Here is a 19,628-nt window from a genome sequence, read left to right as displayed (position 1 = left end):
GGAACTTCACAATGAACTGGAAAACAACGCTACTGGCAGGTGTGACGTCTATTGCGCTCACAAGTCAGGCCTATGCCGACACAACATTGAAACTGGTGGAAGTCATCTCCAGCCCGGAACGTACCGAAACCCTTAAAGGGCTGGTCGCCGAGTATGAAGCCGCGAACCCCGGTGTAACGGTCGAAATCACCTCCCTGCCCTGGGGTCAGGCATTCGAGAAATTCGCAACCATGGTTTCAGCCGGCCAGACGCCTGATGTCGTCGAGATGCCCGACACCTGGCTGACGCTTTATGCCAATAACGGTGCCCTGGAAAGCCTGGAACCGTATCTGGCAAAATGGGATGGTGCCAAGACGCTGAATGACCGTGCACTGGAATTTGCGCGTTCGGCAGGCAACACCGCCTATATGCTGCCTTATGGTTTTTACCTTCGTGCGATGTTCTATAACAAGAAACTGTTCGAAGAAGCCGGTGTCACCGAAGTCCCCGCAACCCTTGAAGATTTCCGGGCGGCTGCCGAAAAAGTCTCGGCCCTTCCGGGCAAATACGGCTATTGCATGCGTGGCGGACCGGGTGGTTTGAACGGCTGGGTGATGTTTGGTGCCGCCGAAGCCGGTTCGAACAAATTCTTCACCGAAGACGGTCAAAGCACGTTTAATTCCGAAGGCTGGGAAAACGGTCTGGAATATCTGATCAATCTTTACAAAGACGGTCTGGCACCGAAAGACAGCCTGAACTGGGGCTTTAACGAAATTGTCGCCGGGTTCTATTCCGGGACCTGTGCGATGCTTGATCAGGACCCCGACGCACTGATCGCGATTTCCAGCCGCATGAAGGAAGAAGATTTCGGCGTGACCACCATGCCCAAAGGTCCGTCAGGAAAGGCATTCCCGACCATCGGGTATGCCGGTTGGTCGATGTTCTCGAACAGTGAACATAAAGACGAAGCCTGGAAACTGATCGCCCATCTTGAATCCAAGGAAAGCAACCTGACCTGGAACAAGCGTATTGGTGCCCTTCCAATCCATAATGGCGCCGAAAGTGATCCGTTCTTTGCCAGCCCGCAATTTGCCGGATGGTTCGCCGAACTTTCCGATCCGGATGTCCATCCGACCGTGATGCCGACCCACCTTGAAGAATTTGCCTTCTTCAAGGACAGCCTGGTCATCCGCACCAGTCAGGAAGCGATGCTTGGCCGGATCAGCCCGGAAGAGCTTGCCAATCAGTGGGCAGACTATCTGACCCCCGCACAGAAAAAATGGATGCAGGCAAATCAGTGAACACTGGAACCCAAACCGGAAAACTCCCCGTCGAAAGACGGGGAGGCTTCTCAAGGAAGTTTTCCGGGATCATCGAACCTTATCTTTATGTCTCGCCGGCCCTTGTCCTGATCATTGCGGTGATGTTGATGCCGCTGATCCTTGGACTGAGTTATGCCTTTCGCGATATCCGTATCCTTAACCCGTTCAGTGGCGGCTTTGTCGGTACGGCCCATTTCGAAGCCCTGATATCAGATCAGGCGTTTCTGGACGCCCTTGCCAATACCGCATGGTGGACATTCGGGTCGCTGCTGTTTCAGTTCGGCCTCGGGCTTGTTCTGGCACTTCTGCTCAATCGGCAATTCCTTGGACGCAGACTTGTGCAGGCGCTGGTTTTCCTGCCCTGGGCGGTTCCGACATTTCTCTCGGGTCTGAACTGGGCCTGGATGTTTAACCCGGTTGTCGGTCCGCTGCCGCACTGGATGACATCGCTTGGACTGATGGCCGAACCGTTCAATATCCTGTCGGATCCCGACCTTGCCATGTGGGGGCCGATCATCGCCAATATCTGGTTTGGCATTCCGTTTTTTGCCATCACCCTGCTGGCGGCCCTGCAATCCATCCCCAAGGAATTGTATGAAGCGGCCTCGATTGACGGTGCCACGACCCGCCAACAATTTATCAGCATTACGCTGCCCTTCCTTGCGCCAACCATTGCCATCACACTGATGCTGCGCACCATCTGGATTGCCAATTTCGCCGATCTGATCGTTGTCATGACCAATGGCGGCCCGGCAGATTCCACCCAGATTGTTGCTTCCTACATCTTTACCCAGGCCTTCCGCCGACTTGATTTCGGCTATGCCTCGGCGATTGCCGCAGTCCTTCTTGTTCTGTTGCTGGCCTATGCGCTCAGTGTGATTGCGCTTCGTCGTGCCATGACGCATACAGATAGCTAGGGAATTCCCCATGACCCTGACCGGACAAACTTCCACACGCAAGCTGCTTTACTGGGGCAGTCACTATTTGATGATTGCGGCCTTTGTGATCTTTGCGTTGTTTCCGCTTTACTGGTTGCTCAAGGTATCGGTAACGCCCAACGACATCCTTTATACCGAAGGCGTGCGTTTGTGGCCGTCCCGCACCTCGTGGGAGAACTATGCATTCGTTCTGACCCAAAGCAACTTCCCGCATTACTTCCTGAATTCCGTGATCGTATCGGGCACAACCGCCCTCGTCACAACACTGATTGCCGCCCTTACCGGTTATGCATTTTCGCGTTTTGCCTTTCGCGGCAAGGTGATCATCGTCGCTCTGATGCTGATCACGCAGATGTTCCCGCTGGTCATGCTGATCGCACCGATCTTTAAAATTCTGGCGCCACTTGGCCTGACGGACAGCCTGACCGGACTGATTATTGTCTATACGGCCTTCAACGTCCCGTTTGCCACCTTCCTGATGCAGTCCTTCTTCGACGGGATCCCCAAGGATCTGGAAGAAGCTGCAATGATTGATGGCAATACCCGCTTTGAGGCTTTCCGGGCGATCATCCTGCCCCTGACCCTTCCGGGTGTTGCGGCAACGCTTGGCTTTGTCTTTACCGCTGCCTGGAGCGAGCTTTTGTTTGCCCTGATGCTGGTCAGCAGTGAGTCGGCGTCAACCTTCCCGGTCGGACTTCTGTCATTCGTTTCAAAATTCAGTGTCGATTTCGGTCAGATGATGGCTGCCGGTGTGCTGGCACTTGTTCCCGCCTGCCTGTTCTTCCTGCTGATCCAGCGTTATCTGGTGCAGGGTCTGACGGCTGGCGCGGTCAAAGGATAAGAGGACGTTTCAAATGGCTTCCATTCAAATTGAAAATGCGCGCAAAAGCTATGGCGCGGTTGATGTCCTGCACGGCATTGATCTCAATATCTCGGACGGCGAATTCATTGTTCTTGTCGGCCCGTCCGGTTGCGGCAAATCGACCTTGCTGCGCATGATTGCCGGACTTGAAGACATCACATCGGGCGCTATTTCGATTGCCGGCACCGTGGTCAATGAATTGCAGCCCAAGGACCGCGATATCGCCATGGTGTTTCAATCCTATGCGCTTTATCCGCATATGTCGGTTGCCGAGAATATGAGCTACGCGCTTGCCTTGCGCAAAACCGCAAAGGAAAAGATATCGGACGCGATTTCAGGCGTCGCCGAAATCCTCGGCCTGACGGCCCTTCTTGACCGTCGCCCCAAGGCACTTTCCGGCGGGCAACGCCAACGTGTCGCCATGGGGCGCGCCATTGTGCGCAAACCCCAGGCATTCCTGTTTGACGAACCGTTATCAAACCTTGATGCCCGGTTGCGAGAACAGATGCGCACAGAGATCCGCAAGCTGCATCGTCGTCTTGGCGCGACATCGGTCTATGTCACCCATGACCAGATCGAAGCCATGACCATGGCCGACCGTATCGTTGCCATGCATGACGGTATCATCCAGCAGGTCGGAAGCCCGGTCGAAATCTATGACAGGCCCGCGAACATCTTTGTCGCCAGTTTCATCGGATCACCGGCGATGAACTTCCTTGAAGGCAGCTATGAAATTGCCGACGCCACCACCGCAGGCATCCGTCTTTCGGACGGGGCGCTGATTTCGGTTCTGCCGGTTGCCGATGCCAAGCCCGGTCAGGCCATCACGCTTGGCGCACGCCCGGAACATATCTCGATTGTTGCCGATGCTCAAAGCGGCGGTCTTCCGGCAAAGGTCGAACTGATTGAACCGATGGGCCTTTCCACCCTTGTTCACGTCACGCTTGCCGGAAAGCCAATCAAGATCTTCACCATGGATCGACCTGATTATCCGGTGGACAGCTTCATCCATATCGCCTTTGACATGGCAAAAATCCATGTCTTTGATACCGCATCGGAAAAGCGCCTGCCCCCTGCCAATGCAGCCGGTATTCTGACCTGATCACCGGGCCTTTCCAACCAGCATCCCGGCAACAAAGGGTATCGTATTTGACCCCCACGGTTGCCGGGATGTGGTGCAATCGGTGATTTCGCGGTGACGGCCTCTGCAAATCAGGAAATACATCGCCATATGTTTCAGATCGCCAAGTATCTGAGATATATAATGATCATCACCGCCCGAAATCTTTTTATGTTGCTTGCCTTGATCTGCGCACCGTTCCTTGCGCGTGCAGATCATACCCTTGTGATTACCACCAATATCTATCCGCCCTATGTTCAGGAAAATGTCGAAAACAGCTTCCTCCCGGCCCTGTTTTACGAGATCGGCAAGATCATGGGTGTCACATTTGAAGTCAGGATAGAACCCTGGAAACGCGGCGAACAATCGGTCATCAATCTCGATGCATGGGGAACCTTTCCCTATACCCTTACCCAAGAGCGCAAGGACAGGTTTGCCCTGTCCGATCCGATCTATTTTGAGGACTCGCGCTTTTTTGCCTATCGCGATCCCGGCACAAGCGCACATGTCTTGCCGCCCGAAACCTATGAAAAACTTGACGAGCTCAAGCGATGGCATATTGGCGGCATTCAGGGATATTTTTACGAGCAGATATTTGCCGAGGCCGGTATTGCGGCCGATTACGCGCTGAATGAAAGTCAGAATTTTGAACGCCTGAAACTGGGACGGATTGATCTGTTCCCGGCGGCAACCACGGTTGGCTGGTATCTGATCAATCAACTGTTCCCCCCGGAAATCGCCGCCAATTTCTATACCCTTGACCCACCGCTTATTGCGCATGCCCCGCTTTTTCTGATGACCTCAAAAGACTATCCCGATAACGATAGCCTTCTGGTCAGGTTCAACACCGCTCTTGCCGAAATCCGCCAAAACGGAACCTTTAACGGCCTGATCGAACGGTTCGGGCTGGTCATGCGGTACTGAGCACATGCTCTTTTGTTGCGAATCACTCCTAAACATGCAACCCTGACACGAACAGGTCCGATAAAGCGACTTAAACGGACCTGACATAATAATAAATGAACAATATTCAGGTTGCAGGAACATACGAGTATGCTGTTGGACGAGCCATTTTCTGGCACGCCGGATGTTGCGTGCCCGCCTTTCGAGATTTTTGATCATCTGACGGGGGACACGCCCCCCGATAGTTCTAAAACCGGAACTAACTGGCTGTTTCAAGCCGCACAAATGCTGCTGTCAAAGCCCTGCGACGATGCGATTTCCCGCATTCTGGCATATATCGGCACCGCCGCCCGGGCCGACCGGGCCTGGATGTTTGAATATGATGAAACCGGGCTTTTGTTTCGCAATACCCATGAATGGAGCCGCGAAAACATTTCCTGTCATGTCGCGGATTTGCAGGACACCCCGGTCACCATGATTGCATGGCTGCATAGTCAGCTTGCCGCTGGCAGGGCTGTGATGATCAATGATGTTGCCGCACTTCCCCATGCTGCCCGTGATCTTCAAGCCGAAATGCTGCGTCAGAATGACAAAAGCGTTCTGTCTGTGCCGATCTTTTCGCGGGGAGTGCTTCGCGCCTGCATCGGGTTTGATGCCACGTCCTGTCATATGCGCTGGGGATCGGAAACCATTATTGCACTGGCACAATGCGGTGTCCTGATTGCAACAGCCCGCTACGAACGGACTACTGGCTTGCAGCCGGACGGCAATGAAAATCCCAAAACACCGCTTCCGTCTGAACCGCTGATCCATCTGCGCAGTCACGGGCTGGTACGCGGTGTGACCAGTGTAGAAATCTCCGGACTGCATTCATCCCACGATTACACAACCGTCTATCTTGATGATGGTAGCCAGATCACCGATCTCAGGCCTTTATCGGTCTGGAGTGGTCTTTTGCCCGCCAAGCATTTCCTGCGCATTCACCGGACAAGCGTGATCAATCTTTTGCATGTGCGCCATCTTGACCGTCACGCCGGTTCCAGCGGCCAGCGATGGGAAGTTCTTTTGCGTGGAACGGACAAACCCTGGACGGTTTCGCGCCCCTATCGCCGGGATTTGCGCTATCGGCTTGGCGTCTGAGTCGCCTCAACAGCCTCCAGATTTCTGTCTAAGCCCCCGAAAACACGCCATTTTCCACATATGACACTGTATTTCATGTCACTTCGTCGAACATACATGTCAAGTATTCTGTTTCCGATTGCACCGCGCATCGACACACCCTAAAGGCGAAGAAAGACAGGCGGGCAACACCTTAAAAACAAGATCCCCGCCCCGGTTGACGGGACAAACGACGATGCGGACATTTCCATCGCGGCGGTACTTTTGTGCCCTGCTGCACGATACAACTGTGCTTTGCGGACTTTCCCTTGGCGGGGGATTGATCACCCTTGTTGCGCCACAGATTGCACTGGCGCAAATCTACGTTGCCAATGGCGACAGCCAGACCGCCACGGGCATCGTTGCTGCCAACGGTGGAACGATTGAAAATAGCGGCAGTTACACCATTAACGGCCAATTTGCCAATAGCGGTGCGAGCACACTGACCAATAACGGCACACTGACCAATAACGTCACGTTTACCAATGAGAATGGCAGCACGCTGAAGAATAGCAGTGGCAGCACATTTACCAATAACGGCACGTTTACCAATAACGGCTCCTTTGATGCTGACGGCACGCTGAACAATAGCGGGACTCTGACCAATAACAGTTACATGCTCCTAAGGACCACGCTTACCAATACCGGCACCCTTAATAACGCGGGGACCCTCTCGGTAAGCGGGGGGCTGTTGGTTGGCAATATCTACAATACCGGCACCTTCACCATCACATCCACCAGTTCCAACACATATTCCGGGGTCATGACCGGCAATGGGCAGTTCAACAAGAACGGTAACCATACCCAGATTTTAACAGGGGATTCGTCTGCTTATACCGGAAGCACAGACGTTGGGCAGGGAACGCTTCAGATCGGCAATGGTGGCACCACCGGGGCGCTAGGCGGCAACATAACCACCTCCAGCAACGGAACACTTGCCTTTAATCGCAGCGATGATCAGACCTATGCCAGTGTGATTTCCGGTGCAGGTAAAGTAACCAAACTGGGTGCTGGAACCCTGACCCTGACAGGCACCAACACCTATTCCGGCACCACCACCGTTTCGGGTGGCACCTTGCTGGTGAATGGCTCTGCCAGTTCGTCGGCCTTCACAGTCCAGAACGGTACCACCCTTGGCGGGACGGGCACGGTTGGCGCGACCACCCTGCAATCGGGCGCCATTCATGCACCGGGTAATTCGATTGGCACCCAGACCGTCAATGGCAACTATACCCTTACCAGCGGATCGATCCTTGCGATCGAGGTCAATTCAGCAGGCAATGCCGATCAGGTGATCGTCAATGGTGCGGTTGATCTTGGCAGTGCGACGCTCCGCGTTCTTGGCCTGCCCGATAATGATATGTCGGGACAGAACAATTATACCCACATCATCATCGCCAATGACGGGGTCGATGCAATTGTCGGCACCTTCAACAGCATCGATAACAAACTGGCATTTTATGATGCTTCTGTTTCCTATAGTGGCGGTACCGGCAACGATGTAACACTTAGCCTCACACGCAACGACACCGATTTTACCGATCATGCCGTTACCGGCAACCAGACGGCAGTTGCCGCTGTCATTGATGATCTTCCGGGGACGGACGGTGCCGCCATCCGCACCGCCCTTCAGGGTCTGACAACCGCCGAAGTCCAGCGCGCCTATGAACAGCTTTCCGGTGACGTTCACGCCAGCAGCACCGCCATCAATGGTCAGATCGCCCAACAGGCGGGCGGGCAGATCGGCGGGCGCATGGCGGTTTTGCGGTCCGGCGGGGCCAATGCCGGAACGCTTGTTGCCGCCGAAACGCTGAGCCCTGCACAATTGACCGGCTTTGCCGCGTCCGGCCCGGCTTCCAGTGACATTATCCGCACAGATGGCGCGACCGACGCCCCGATGCTGTCGCTTGGCGATCAGGTGATGCAACAGGGGGCCTCTGTATGGTTACAGGCCATCGGTGGCAAGGGCCGTATTGATGGCGACAGTAATGTCGATACTACCGATTATAAATGGACCGGCATGATCGGCGGATATGACACAAACATGTCCGCTGACACCCGGTTCGGGGTCTATTTCGGCTATGCCGATGGCAACAGCCGTCAAAGCAACCGTGATGCCACCCTTGAGGCAGGAAACTATATGGCCGGTCTTTATGGCGACCATGATCTGGGCGATGACTGGCGGCTTTCCGGGCAGGCCGGATGGACCATGATCCGAACCGAAAGCAGCCGAAATCTTGATTTTGGTTCAATTGACCGCACCGCCTCTGCTGATTACACCGATAACGCCCTGAATGGTGAAATCGAACTGGCAAAGGGCTTTGCCCTGAACAGGAACTGGCGGATAGAGCCCTTTGGCGGATTGGGCATCTTGTGGAATGATTTTGACAGCTTTGACGAAACCGGTGCCGGTTCGGCCAATCTGTCACGCGAAGCCGACAGCCTCCTGACCGGGACTGCAAGCCTTGGCCTACGCATGGCGGGCATGATTGATACCGGCAACGGTCAAACCATCATTCCGCAATTCCGGCTGGGATGGGATCGCCATCTGGGTCCGACCACCAGCACCACCACCCTTGCCTTTGCCGGAACCTCGTCCTTCAATGTGACCGGCGGTGAAACGGATCGCGATACACTGGTTGGCAATATCGGCATGGCCCTGGCCGATGAAAATGGCTGGAGCTTCTATGCCGATTACCAACCGTCTCTGTCAGAAAATCGCACCGAACATGCACTTGCAGCAGGATTCCGAATGAACTTCTAATAAAATCATGGAGCGGGGAGCCGAAACTCCCCGCCCTTGATCATTCACAGGCGGCATAAACACCGCACAATCGTTTATCCGTTACTGTGTCTGATCATTCTTGCAAAGGCCCCCTGCCAGGCCGGATCGGGTTCGATGCCAAAGATGTCCTTGAGCGTCTGGGGGATGTCACCAATGCTGAGCGTATGTTGCTCTTCCTCGCCGGTGACAAGGCGGATGGTCAGACGGTTATTGAGCAGGGTAAAGCGCGCAAACGGGGCAGACCGCGCCACCATCAGCGTCTTGCAAAAACCGCTTTCGGGGTGATCGGATGCGTACCAGTTCATGACCTCGTAATCGATGTCACCGACCGGGGCGATATCGACTTCATGCACCGCCTTCCACACACCATCGCGTTCCAGTTCGGTGCGATAGCTGTGTTCGCCCCGGATCACGCGATAGGTATCATGCGGGGTGACCTGCGGCATGGCGGTATCCAGCAACAGCGGCGCGGTCGGCACACATCCGCCAAGCCCGACATCGGCAAGCCATGCCTCGCCATCAATGATCACCCGGTTGGCCATATGGCAGCGCGGACGGGGCATGTCAGCTTCGCTATATCCCCACAAAACCCGCCCGGCCAGTCCTTCGACCTTAAAACCAAGGCTGCGCAATACCCGGCGAAACAGCCCGTTTTGTTCAAAGCAATATCCGCCGCGCCCGCCATGGATCAGTTTCTGGTCAACCCGATCCGGCGCGATGCTGATCGGCGTGTCATTGAACACGTCAATCGCCTCAAACGGGATCACGGCCGGATGCAGGGCATGCAGGGTTTGCAGGACTTCAAGGGTTGCTTCGCGCGGGCCGTCATATCCGATACGCGCGAAATAGGCATCGAGATCGACCTCTGGCCGCGGCACAGGAACCGGTTTGGCCCAACTGGCATCGATCCGGGTTTGCACGCTGCCCCGGTCATTGGCGACAAGGACGTCACGGTTTGCGGGCTGGTGGCTATTCATCTCGTGGCTCCATCTTTTTTCGATGATGTTGTGGTCTCATGGAGCAGGACGATAGAACCTCAACTTATGTTAGGGTCAAAGGAAAAATTCTTCATTTTCAATTTTTTTGATCTGCCAATTTGAAATCGAATAATCTGCGACGATTCACCCATATTCGGGGCCAATCATCATTCATCAATCCCTATTAAGGCCCCATACAAGCAACATTCGATCATTTGAACGCATGATCCACAGCTTTTGCACGACAGGGCCCCTCGCTCTGTGATAATCAATACCCAAATAGTTCTCAGACGGTCGCCGTGACATGTGCTGCATCCGGCCCGACCGCAGGAAACGTCGCCATATCCAACAAAGACGGATATCCCTATCCGTTCCTGAGCCAGGAAAGTTGCCATGCGTACTGTTTATGTGAACGGCGAGTTTTTGCCGGAAACCGAAGCCAAGATTTCGATCTTTGACCGATCCTTCCTGTTCGCCGATGGCGTTTATGAAGTGACCTCGGTACTTGATGGCAAGCTGATCGATTTCATGGGCCATATGAAACGTCTGGAACGTTCGCTTTCCGAACTTAAATTTTCCTTCAAGCCTGATATCGATCAGCTGCTTGAAGCCCATCGTGAGCTGGTAAAGCGCAATGACATCACCGAAGGCCTGATTTATCTTCAGGTCTCGCGGGGGTCGGCGGGTGATCGTGATTTCGCAATCAACCCGGAAACCACGCCGACCATCGTTATGTTCACCCAGTCCAAGTCGCTGATCAAATCAGCCCTGGCCGAACGTGGACAGAAAATCGTCACCTTCCCCGACATCCGCTGGCGCCGGTCCGATATCAAGACCGTGCAGCTGCTTTATGCGTCGCTTCTCAAAACCGAAGCCGCAAGCAAGGGTGCCGACGATGCATGGATGGTTCTGGATGGCTTTGTCACCGAAGGATCATCAAACAACGCCTATATCGTCACCCAGGACGGCACGATTGTCACCCGCGAACTGTCGACCGACATTCTGCATGGCATCACCCGCGCATCGGTTCTGAAATGCGCCGAGGAGCTCCAGCTGAAAGTCGAAGAACGCCACTTCACCATCGAAGAAGCCCAGAACGCCAAGGAAGCCTTTTCGACCTCGGCCTCGGCATTCGTCTGCCCGGTTTCTGAAATCGATGGCAAGAAAATCGGCGATGGCGTTCCCGGCCCGATCGCCAAGCGCCTGCGCGAAATCTATATCGAAGCCAACCGCGCAACCGCACTCTGATTGGCTCCATCATCTGCGTCCCAACGCAAACGCCGCCCGGCTTCGGGCGGCGTTTTCTTTTGCATCGGGGTTTGATTTGCGGGGTTTGCTTTGCGTTTCAAACCGTTGCCTGCATCGCGGCAAGTTCTTCTTCGGTAAAGTCCGCTGCAAGGGTGACGTCCTTGCCAGCTTCAAGCACCGCCAGGCGTTCGGTCAATGCCGCGCGCACACCGGCATAGGCATCCGAGCCCAGCAACAGACGGAAGGGCATTTGGGGCGCATCCGAAGCCGCAATCATTGCATCGACCATCCGGGCCGGATCGCCCTTGATCACCCAGCCACCGCCAAAGGCCGCTTCTTTCAGGTCATGGGCTGGCGTGCCATCATAGGCAGCAATCGGGTCAGGCTGAACGATGGAGCCGATAAACGGGGTTCGTGCCGGTCCCGGCTCGACAATCATGAATTCGATGTCAAATGGCGCGACTTCCTTGGCAAGGGATTCAACAAAGCCCTCAATCCCCCATTTGGTCGCGTGATACAGGCTAAAGCCCGGATAGGCGATTTGGCCACCTTCGGACGATACCTGAATGATGCGCCCCGATCCTTGGGCACGCAGATGCGGCAAGGCGGCCTTGATCAGGACAATTGACCCCAAAAGATTGGTATCAATAATCTGGCGCATCTGATCAATGCCGGTTTCTTCGGCCGCACCAAGGATGCCAAAGGCAGCGTTGCTAACGATGAAATCAATGCGTCCGACATCGGCAAAGGCCCTATCAACAGTCGCCTGCACCGCATCAGTATCGCTCACATCAAGATCGGCGACACGAAGCTGTTCACCATATTGCGCGATCAGATCGTCAAGCGATCCCGTGCGCCGCACCGTTGCGATCACCCGATCTCCACGTGCAAGCAGCTTTTCCGTAAGCCCGCGACCAAACCCGGACGATGCACCGGTAATCAACCATGTCTTGTCCATGTCAGTTCCTTTCTGTCTTGCTCTGAACATGGGGGGACTATAGAAACCAAAGATTGATGCGATAACTACGCTTAATTTGGATTGGTTAGTGAAAATATGCCAGCAATCAGTCAGCCGACCTTAAATGACATGCGGTTCTTCATCGCGGTTGCCGAACATCGCAGCTTTCGCAAGGCGGCTGATGCGCTGGGTGTTGCGCCCTCCACACTCAGCCATGCGCTGCGCAACATGGAAAGCAATCTTGATATCCGTCTGTTTCATCGCACCACGCGCAGTGTCTCGCTGACCGAAGCAGGCGAACAGCTTCTGGACCGGTTGCGCCCGGCACTGGTCAACCTTGAAGAAGCCATCGGCACGGTTGACAGCTTTCGCACCGGCGGGACGTCAGGCACGGTGCGCATCAATACATCCGATGGGGCTGCGCGCCTTTTAACCCGTCATGTTGTGCCGGAAATGCGCAAACGATATCCGGATGTGGCGATTGATCTTGTGACCGAAGGACGGCTTGTCGATATCGTCGCCGGTGGATTTGATGCCGGGGCACGATTGGGCGAAAACGTGCCACTTGATATGGTGGCAGTCCGCTTTGGTCCGCCATTCCGGTTTCTTGCCGTGGCTTCGCCGGACTATTTCAAAACCCGCCCGCGCCCTGTCGTACCTGATGATTTGCAAAGCCATGATTGCATCCGCCATCGTTTTCCCAGCGGCAAGATCTATCACTGGGATTTCGAAAAGCAGGGTCAGGAAATCTCGATTGATGTGTCCGGCCCGCTAACACTGGATCGACATGATCTGATGGTCGATGCCGCCCGTCAGGGGCTTGGCATTGCTTACGTGTCAGAGATTTATGCCGCGCGCGCCATTGCCAGTGGTGATCTTGTCACCGTACTGGATGACTGGTTGCCCGAAATTCCGGGGCTGTTCCTGTATTACCCGGATCACCGGCGCGTTCCCCCACCCTTACGCGCCTTTATTGATGTGATGAAATCGCTCGACCCTGCGTTGCGAACCGGATATCTGGAAAGGGATATCTGATTTTAACAATGACAAAAACCGGATCAAAACGCGGGGACAGGGGCGATGACGTCCAGCAACACATCACGCCAGAACAACCTTGTCGGCATCATGACCATGTGCGCCGGTGTGGCGGCCCTTTGCATCAATGATGCGCTGGCCAAAAGCCTGATGGATCATTATTCCCCGTTCCAGATCATCTTCCTGCGCAATATGATCGCCCTTCCCTTTGCCTTCCTGCTCGCACTTAAAATGGGGGGCTATCACGGGTTGCGCTCGACCCGGGTAGGCGTGCATTTCATGCGCGGTGTGATCTGGATTGCCGCCACAGTCATGTTCTTTACCAGCATCCATCACCTTGGCCTGGCAGAGGCAACCGCACTCGCCTTTGTCGCGCCGCTGTTCATCACGGCCCTTTCGGCGATTTTCATTGCCCGCGTGGGATGGCGGCGCTGGCTTGCGGTCATTGTGGGTTTCATGGGTGTTCTGGTCATTGTCCGGCCCGGCGCAGCTACGTTTGAGCTCATATCTCTCCTGCCGATTGCGACCGCGCTTGCCTATGCGTTTTTGATGCTGAGCGCGCGCTTTGTCGACACCCGCGAAAGCATGTGGACATTGCTGCTCTATCTCAGCCTGACCAGCGCCATTCTGACCTGTATTCCGGCCTTGTTTGTCTGGACACCTATCCGGGCCGAGGACATCTGGCGGTTTGTTGCGATTGCGGCTTTTGGCTCAGTCGGAATTACCATGATCACACAGGCCTTCCGCTTTGCCGAGGCGCCGACAGTCGCCCCCTTTGACTACACAGCCCTGATCTGGGCCACCGCCCTTGGCTGGCTGTTCTGGGGCGAAACGCCTGACATGCTGACCTTTGTCGGGGCAGCAATCATTACCGCAAGCGGCCTGTTCGTCATCTTCCGCGAAAGCAAGGTTGCGTCCGAGAGCTAGTCGCGCGGCTTGACCCCATAAGTCCGCATGGCCCCGTCGCGCATATCGGCCTCGGTAATGTCCTTTTTGAAACGGTAACTGGGGGCAAGGATTTCATTGGCCTTGGTCACCGTGACATCAAACAGGGTCGCCACCCGAAAGGCATCCCCGGCCATGCCCTGCAAGATGACCTGGCGATCCTCAAACCCCGCATCGCCTTTGCGCATCAGGGTTGCAGCACCATAAAGCTGCCAGCCGCGTTGGGAAAACACATCAACGAAACTGACGCAAACGCGCGGATCACTGGCGATATTTTGCACCGATTGCGGGGAGGCAATATTGGCAATGATGATCCGGTCCTCGCCATAACAGGCAAAGATTTCCTTCGGGCTGACCGACGGTCCGTCTTCGGAACCGGTCGCCAGCCAGCACAGAACCGACCGGTTGGCATAATCACGGATATCATCATTGAGCATGGGGCATTTCCTTTTTGTGGTACCCCATTCTGTCACCCCATCCCCATACAGACCAGAAGAACCAGCAGGGGCAGCGCGCACCAGCGATGACAGAATATCGGGACCCCCGCACCACACGCGCCAAAACACCCCGCCCGAAAACAAAAAACCCGCCATCCGAAGAAAGCGGGCGATACAACCAGTCCAGCCAGATCAGTAATTGGCCTTGAATGGCGGTTCTTCACCACGCTCAAGCGCCGCAGCGGCAATATTGCGCAACAGTGCGCGCTTGCTTTCGGTGCGTCGACGACCGGAATTTGGTTGCACAAAGCCGCCACCAGAATAGCCCATCTCGGCTTTCTTCTGGCTGACTTTCGCTGCCAATTCCTCAATCGTTATCTCGCGCATCACTTACCTAGTATGACAGTCTGGACAACAGTACTTGCAACCATCGCTACTGTAGTAAATCGTTTTAGCTTTGGCGACCGCCCCATAGCCCACCCTCAATGGGTGATCCGAAAGTAGCGGCTCACCAGCAAAAATCCCCAATCGCATAGGTGATGTGACGCCCCGTTGCCGCCAGAAGCGCATTGAGCTTTTCACGGGTCGGAAGGGTACCACGCGGGGCATCCAGTTCGGCGGCATGGATGCCTCCCGTCACGAGCGCCACATCAAGCCCGGCATTGTTCGAACCGGCAATATCGGTCGAGATACTGTCGCCGACGACGAGCAATCTGGCATCCGGGCCCTTATCGAACATCTGCAGGCAGAAATCATAGGCACTGGCGAACGGCTTGCCTTCCCAGCGGACATTGCCGCCAAGTTCCTCATACCGCCCGGCAATCGCACCGGCACAGATGATACGCTTGCCACCCCGGATCACTTCGCGGTCCGGGTTCGGGCACAGGACCGGAAGGTTGCGGGCCAAAAGCGCATGCAGCAGGTCTTCATATTTCGAGACCGGATCGAAATCCTCGTTCGGGCCGGTGATCAGGACCCAGTCGGCATCTTCGACGGTTTTGACGATCTCGACATCCTGATGTTCAAACATCGACATATCGCGCACTGGCCCCACCATCAAAACCTTGCGGCCCAGCTTCGCATACCAGGGATCGGTACGATCCACGAGCTGGCGATAGGCGATCTCGCCCGATGCCACCGCCGGACCATAAAGATCGCGCGCAATGCCCATCTCTTCCATCCGGCCGGTGACGACCGATGAACGACGCGGTGCGTTTGATAAAAGGGCCACCGGAATGCCGGCTTCCTTGAGTGCGGTCATCGCCGGGATCGAGTTTGGATAGGGATCAACACCGTCATGCACCACCCCCCAAAGATCAAGGATCACGGCATCATATTTGCCGATCACTTCCGAAAGGCCGTTGATCATTTCATAGGGGGCAGTTCGCATTTACATGTTCCTGTTCAAATATGATTACCTGCGGGTCGAGGCCCCCGCCTGCGCGGGGATGGGGATGGGGATGACGATGCCGGATCATGGCATTGAAAACTCATCCGTCCTGCCCGCGAAGAGCCTGTGCCCGCGAAGGCGGGTACGGGCATCCATCAATCAAGCGGGCTCAATCTTTCTTGGCTTCAACCGCATCCTTCGCAGCACGCGCCTCATCCACCGGGATATTCTTGCCCGAAATTTCCGGGAAGGCCGCTCCGACCGCATCCGCAACATTGGCAAAGCCATCCTTGCGAAGTCTGCGTTCAAGGTCTTCCTTGATCTCGGTGACAAGCTCAAGCCCGTGATAGACCAGCGATGAATAAAGCTGCACAAGCGATGCACCGCTCAGGATTTTCTCATAGGCATCCTTGCCCGATGCAATCCCGCCAACCCCGACCAGCGGCACCTTGCCCTCGGTCAGGCGATAAAAATCGGCCAGAACCTTGGTCGATGGCTCCATCAAAGGCGGGCCGGAAAGTCCGCCCTTTTCATCCTGATCATAGGAGTTAAGCCCGACCGGCCGGTCAATGGTAGTGTTCGAGACAATCATGCCATCGACCTTGACCTTAAGCACGACTGCGGCAATGTCGGATTTGTCCTCGTCGGTCAGGTCCGGTGCGACCTTAAGCAAGACCGGCACCCCCTTGGCAAAGCTGTCGCGTGCCTTAAGCACCGCTTTCAAAAGCTTTTCAAGCGGCGCACGGCCCTGAAGGGCGCGAAGGCCCGGCGTGTTGGGCGAAGACACATTGACCACCAGATAATCGGCATAGGGGCCAAGGGCTTCGACCCCCTTGACGTAATCATCGGCCGCATCTTCGGAATATTTGTTTTTGCCAAGATTGGCCCCAAGGATGCCACGGCGCGCACGTTTGCGCAGGCGGGCGGCAACGACCTCCGCCCCGTCATTATTAAACCCCATGCGGTTGATCACCGCGCGGTCGGAATAAAGACGGAAAAGACGGGGTTTGGGATTGCCCGGTTGCGGCAAAGGCGTGACCGATCCGATTTCAACAAAACCGAACCCGTGCGAAAGTGCGGCATTGGGGACTTCGCCGTTTTTATCGAACCCTGCGGCAAGGCCGACCGGATTGGCAAATTTGCGCCCGAACACTTCACATTCAAGGCTTGGCGTTGCGTCGGTTGCATCATCCGCACGCGGCACCAGATTGTTTTTCAATGCCCAGATGGCAAGACCATGTGCGGTCTCTGCATCAATCCAGCGGACAATCGGCAAAACCAGTGACTTGTACCACCCCACGCGAGCTGCTCCTTTTGCGTATGACAACCTGTCCTGTTCTTACGCGTGGCGGCCCAACAGGGCAAGGGACAATGGCCTCATCCGGATTGAAACGGCAAATTCAGCATCACAGCAAATATGCCAATATCCTTCACCCCAAGACGAAATGTCAGATATATATAACATTATTCACAAGAGTAACGCCACCACCAGCAAAAGTTATATATTCCTGACATTTGTTGACTTTCCTGGAAGAAAGCATAAAATGTCAAATATTCCTGACATTTTGAGGTTGTCATGCTCACCCTTATTAGAGACACATCCGACCTTGCAAGGGCAATCCGTCAACGCCGCAAGACGCTTGGCATGACGCAAGCCTACCTTGCATCCATGATGGGTGTCTCCCGGCAACTGATTGGCGAGCTGGAAAAGGGCACACCGGGCGTCAATGTCGGCCTGGCTTTGGATGTTTGCAGGGAACTGGGCCTGAAACTCGGATACGAGGGGGCACTTCATGACCATACTGCTTGATGTTTATATCGAAGGATGGGAAGCCCCTGTCGGCCAGCTTGTTGGAAATGAAGATAACTCCCTTGGATTTTCCTATAGCCCTTCGGCATTTGACGCCAAAATCCAGTTGTCATTATCCATGCCGGTCACACAGGAACGCTTTCCCGATCATATAACGCGCGGCTTCTTTGCCAATCTGTTACAGGAAAATAATTCTCTTGATCAGGTCATGGCAAAACACCGGATTGACCGCGATGATATTGCAGGCTTGCTTTACCATGTCGGGCGCGACTGCCCTGGCGCCATATCCTGCGTTCCGTCCGGCGAGAAACCGGCAAAAATGCCCGGCAATATCATCGAGGATTATGACACCCTGTCAGAAGATGACCTTGGCGATATCGTTATCAATCTGCGGGATCGGCGCAGGTTACGCGACATGCAAAAGGATCCTTCCCCCTTGGCTGGCGTACAGGGTAAAATTGCCGTCACCAAACTGGAAAACGGGAAATTTGGTCTGCCCAAATCAGGATCCGGCGCACCAACAACCCATATCGTAAAAGTTCCCAAGCGCGAGGAAGAAGCCCTTGTTTCACAAGAAGCTGCCTTGATGGCTCTTGCGGCAAAAGTTCTGGAAATGCCTGTTGCCAATGTTGAGGCCATCGAGATTTCTGGCTGCAAGGCCCTGTTGATCGAACGCTTTGACAGAAAGATTGACGGCCCGTACATCCACCGCATCCATCAGGAAGATTTCTGTCAGGCACTCTCGCTGGCACCGGTTCTTAAATATGAGCGCAATGGCAATGAGGATCACAAATTCTCGGCAGCCAGCCTGTCACGCATTCTGGGTGAAACAGACGTTCCTTTGATCTCCCGGAACCACTTTATCGCATTATCGATTTTCAACCTTGCAGTCGGCAATACCGACAATCACGCCAAAAACCACGCGATCCTGTATCCGGACCTGGGAAGCAAACCGGTCCTTGCACCGGCCTATGACATTGTCCCAATCTGGCTTGATCCATCAGTTACCCATGATTTTTCATTCAGGATCGGGCAGGCGGACCGGATTGAGAATCTGGAGAATGCCGATATCACCGCCTTCATTTCGGCCCTTGGCCTGTCGCGCCCCATGAACAACAAAACAGCCCGCCATCGGTATTTTGAGGAATTGGGCAAACTTCTTCAGGATATCGAAGACAATCTGGATATGCTCGACGGCACGGCTCTTAAATCTTGCCGCGACATGATCTCGCAAAACATTGCGATCCTTGCCGATATTCTTGATGTTTCTGTCACCCAAAAAACCCGCGACACCTTCATCGCACAAGGCGGCGGCTGGGGGATGGGCTCCTAGGTATTCTCTTTCATCCGTTCGTCAAACGCCGCGCGCGCGGCTTCGACTTCGGGCATTTTTTCCTTGGTCCAGTAATAAAGCGCCTTGAACGGCTCGATCAGGGTGCGGCCCAGCGGGGTGATTTCATATTCAACCGCCACGGGCGATGTCGCGATCACATTGCGCGAAATGATGCCGTTGCGTTCAAGCTTGCGCAACGTCTGGGTCAGGGCCTTTTGCGTGATGCCCTCAAGCCCGCGCTTGATCGCGTTAAAGCGTAGCGGCCCGTCGGCCAGCACCGCCAGGATCATCATCGACCATTTATCAGCGATCTGGTCAAACAGGTTCCGGCTCGGGCAATCGGCCCGGAATTCCCTGACCGAGCATTCCTTCATTTCCATGACGGATCCTTTCCAACGCGCAGTTTAATGGCCCCAACCGCCTCAACC

19 protein-coding genes are annotated in these 19,628 nt (G+C 55.0%); 12 read left to right on the top strand and 7 right to left on the bottom strand.

Translation table 11 applies throughout. The annotated features are described in order from the left end of the window. Positions 1-11 precede the first annotated feature (11 nt). The 7 genes from TH30_RS17575 to TH30_RS17545 all read left to right on the top strand — a co-directional run bounded on the left by TH30_RS17575 (position 12) and on the right by TH30_RS17545 (position 9,046). The gene (locus TH30_RS17575; RefSeq protein WP_114099408.1) at positions 12-1,280 is read left to right on the top strand and encodes an ABC transporter substrate-binding protein; all 1,269 of its coding nucleotides are present in this window, start codon (positions 12-14) and stop codon (positions 1,278-1,280) included. Next, positions 1,277-2,218 carry a carbohydrate ABC transporter permease gene (locus tag TH30_RS17570; protein ID WP_258548777.1) on the top strand — a complete coding sequence of 314 codons (942 nt, stop codon included), beginning with the start codon at positions 1,277-1,279 and terminating at the stop codon, positions 2,216-2,218. The genes TH30_RS17575 and TH30_RS17570 overlap by 4 nt, the downstream gene beginning before the upstream one ends. Before the next feature lie 10 nt (positions 2,219-2,228). Continuing rightward, on the top strand, positions 2,229-3,080 hold the full coding sequence (locus TH30_RS17565) for a carbohydrate ABC transporter permease (protein WP_114099406.1): 852 nt from the start codon (positions 2,229-2,231) through the stop codon (positions 3,078-3,080). A gap of 13 nt (positions 3,081-3,093) precedes the next feature. After that, positions 3,094-4,203 (top strand): ABC transporter ATP-binding protein, encoded by a 1,110-nt coding sequence (locus TH30_RS17560; protein WP_114099405.1) that lies wholly within the window; start codon positions 3,094-3,096, stop codon positions 4,201-4,203. A gap of 162 nt (positions 4,204-4,365) precedes the next feature. Beyond that, positions 4,366-5,145 (top strand): substrate-binding periplasmic protein, encoded by a 780-nt coding sequence (locus TH30_RS17555; RefSeq protein WP_258548776.1) that lies wholly within the window; start codon positions 4,366-4,368, stop codon positions 5,143-5,145. Positions 5,146-5,274: 129 nt separating this feature from the next. Next, positions 5,275-6,264 carry a GAF domain-containing DNA-binding protein gene (locus TH30_RS17550; protein WP_114099404.1) on the top strand — a complete coding sequence of 330 codons (990 nt, stop codon included), beginning with the start codon at positions 5,275-5,277 and terminating at the stop codon, positions 6,262-6,264. Between the two features lie 268 nt (positions 6,265-6,532). Next, on the top strand, positions 6,533-9,046 hold the full coding sequence (locus TH30_RS17545) for an autotransporter family protein (RefSeq protein WP_181850382.1): 2,514 nt from the start codon (positions 6,533-6,535) through the stop codon (positions 9,044-9,046). Positions 9,047-9,120: 74 nt separating this feature from the next. Here TH30_RS17545 and TH30_RS17540 read toward each other — a convergent pair whose 3' ends face one another. Continuing rightward, on the bottom strand, positions 9,121-10,044 hold the full coding sequence (locus tag TH30_RS17540) for an arylamine N-acetyltransferase family protein (RefSeq protein WP_114099402.1): 924 nt from the start codon (positions 10,042-10,044) through the stop codon (positions 9,121-9,123). Positions 10,045-10,437: 393 nt separating this feature from the next. On the opposite strand from TH30_RS17540, the gene TH30_RS17535 reads away from it, so the two are divergent. Further along, positions 10,438-11,292, top strand: coding sequence for a D-amino-acid transaminase (locus TH30_RS17535; RefSeq protein ID WP_114099401.1), 855 nt, complete (start codon positions 10,438-10,440; stop codon positions 11,290-11,292). Positions 11,293-11,389: 97 nt separating this feature from the next. On the opposite strand, the gene TH30_RS17530 is transcribed toward TH30_RS17535, so the two are convergent. Then, complete coding sequence (locus TH30_RS17530; protein ID WP_114099400.1) at positions 11,390-12,250, bottom strand: SDR family oxidoreductase; 861 nt, start codon at positions 12,248-12,250, stop codon at positions 11,390-11,392. 96 nt (positions 12,251-12,346) lie between these two features. On the opposite strand from TH30_RS17530, the gene TH30_RS17525 reads away from it, so the two are divergent. Further along, positions 12,347-13,285 (top strand): LysR family transcriptional regulator, encoded by a 939-nt coding sequence (locus TH30_RS17525; protein ID WP_114099399.1) that lies wholly within the window; start codon positions 12,347-12,349, stop codon positions 13,283-13,285. A gap of 45 nt (positions 13,286-13,330) precedes the next feature. Then, on the top strand, positions 13,331-14,212 hold the full coding sequence (locus tag TH30_RS17520) for a DMT family transporter (protein WP_114099398.1): 882 nt from the start codon (positions 13,331-13,333) through the stop codon (positions 14,210-14,212). Here TH30_RS17520 and TH30_RS17515 read toward each other — a convergent pair. The 4 genes from TH30_RS17515 to TH30_RS17500 form a co-directional block, all read right to left on the bottom strand. Beyond that, entirely contained in the window at positions 14,209-14,667 is a 459-nt protein-coding gene (locus TH30_RS17515; protein ID WP_181850380.1) for a pyridoxamine 5'-phosphate oxidase family protein, read from the bottom strand. The genes TH30_RS17520 and TH30_RS17515 overlap by 4 nt on opposite strands. Positions 14,668-14,859: 192 nt before the next feature. Next, positions 14,860-15,054, bottom strand: a complete 195-nt coding sequence (locus tag TH30_RS17510; protein ID WP_114099396.1) for a hypothetical protein — start codon at positions 15,052-15,054, stop codon at positions 14,860-14,862. Positions 15,055-15,175: 121 nt separating this feature from the next. Continuing rightward, positions 15,176-16,057, bottom strand: coding sequence for a TIGR01459 family HAD-type hydrolase (locus TH30_RS17505; protein ID WP_114099395.1), 882 nt, complete (start codon positions 16,055-16,057; stop codon positions 15,176-15,178). A 169-nt stretch (positions 16,058-16,226) separates the two neighbouring features. Next, positions 16,227-17,357 carry a quinone-dependent dihydroorotate dehydrogenase gene (locus TH30_RS17500; protein ID WP_114099394.1) on the bottom strand — a complete coding sequence of 377 codons (1,131 nt, stop codon included), beginning with the start codon at positions 17,355-17,357 and terminating at the stop codon, positions 16,227-16,229. 276 nt (positions 17,358-17,633) lie between these two features. On the opposite strand from TH30_RS17500, the gene TH30_RS17495 reads away from it, so the two are divergent. Continuing rightward, the gene (locus TH30_RS17495) at positions 17,634-17,867 is read left to right on the top strand and encodes a helix-turn-helix transcriptional regulator (RefSeq protein WP_114099393.1); all 234 of its coding nucleotides are present in this window, start codon (positions 17,634-17,636) and stop codon (positions 17,865-17,867) included. Continuing rightward, entirely contained in the window at positions 17,851-19,200 is a 1,350-nt protein-coding gene (locus tag TH30_RS17490; RefSeq protein ID WP_114099392.1) for a HipA domain-containing protein, read from the top strand. The genes TH30_RS17495 and TH30_RS17490 overlap by 17 nt, the downstream gene beginning before the upstream one ends. Here TH30_RS17490 and TH30_RS17485 read toward each other — a convergent pair. Next, positions 19,197-19,580, bottom strand: coding sequence for a winged helix-turn-helix transcriptional regulator (locus TH30_RS17485; RefSeq protein ID WP_114099391.1), 384 nt, complete (start codon positions 19,578-19,580; stop codon positions 19,197-19,199). The genes TH30_RS17490 and TH30_RS17485 overlap by 4 nt on opposite strands. Positions 19,581-19,628: the final 48 nt, after the last annotated feature.

This window comes from Thalassospira profundimaris (assembly GCF_003326795.1).
Classification (GTDB): Bacteria; Pseudomonadota; Alphaproteobacteria; order Rhodospirillales; family Thalassospiraceae; genus Thalassospira; species Thalassospira profundimaris_C.
Note: the sequence above shows the minus strand (reverse complement) of the source record. Positions and strands in the feature narration are given on the sequence as shown.

Coding starts and splice junctions, on each gene's coding strand:
- TH30_RS17575 (WP_114099408.1), top strand. CDS start 12: ATGAACTGGAAAACAACGCTACTGGCAGGTGTGACGTCTATTGCGCTC.
- TH30_RS17565 (WP_114099406.1), top strand. CDS start 2,229: ATGACCCTGACCGGACAAACTTCCACACGCAAGCTGCTTTACTGGGGC.
- TH30_RS17560 (WP_114099405.1), top strand. CDS start 3,094: ATGGCTTCCATTCAAATTGAAAATGCGCGCAAAAGCTATGGCGCGGTT.
- TH30_RS17555 (WP_258548776.1), top strand. CDS start 4,366: ATGATCATCACCGCCCGAAATCTTTTTATGTTGCTTGCCTTGATCTGC.
- TH30_RS17550 (WP_114099404.1), top strand. CDS start 5,275: ATGCTGTTGGACGAGCCATTTTCTGGCACGCCGGATGTTGCGTGCCCG.
- TH30_RS17540 (WP_114099402.1), bottom strand. CDS start 10,044: ATGAATAGCCACCAGCCCGCAAACCGTGACGTCCTTGTCGCCAATGAC.
- TH30_RS17535 (WP_114099401.1), top strand. CDS start 10,438: ATGCGTACTGTTTATGTGAACGGCGAGTTTTTGCCGGAAACCGAAGCC.
- TH30_RS17530 (WP_114099400.1), bottom strand. CDS start 12,250: ATGGACAAGACATGGTTGATTACCGGTGCATCGTCCGGGTTTGGTCGC.
- TH30_RS17525 (WP_114099399.1), top strand. CDS start 12,347: ATGCCAGCAATCAGTCAGCCGACCTTAAATGACATGCGGTTCTTCATC.
- TH30_RS17520 (WP_114099398.1), top strand. CDS start 13,331: ATGACGTCCAGCAACACATCACGCCAGAACAACCTTGTCGGCATCATG.
- TH30_RS17515 (WP_181850380.1), bottom strand. CDS start 14,667: ATGCTCAATGATGATATCCGTGATTATGCCAACCGGTCGGTTCTGTGC.
- TH30_RS17510 (WP_114099396.1), bottom strand. CDS start 15,054: ATGCGCGAGATAACGATTGAGGAATTGGCAGCGAAAGTCAGCCAGAAG.
- TH30_RS17505 (WP_114099395.1), bottom strand. CDS start 16,057: ATGCGAACTGCCCCCTATGAAATGATCAACGGCCTTTCGGAAGTGATC.
- TH30_RS17495 (WP_114099393.1), top strand. CDS start 17,634: ATGCTCACCCTTATTAGAGACACATCCGACCTTGCAAGGGCAATCCGT.
- TH30_RS17490 (WP_114099392.1), top strand. CDS start 17,851: ATGACCATACTGCTTGATGTTTATATCGAAGGATGGGAAGCCCCTGTC.
- TH30_RS17485 (WP_114099391.1), bottom strand. CDS start 19,580: ATGGAAATGAAGGAATGCTCGGTCAGGGAATTCCGGGCCGATTGCCCG.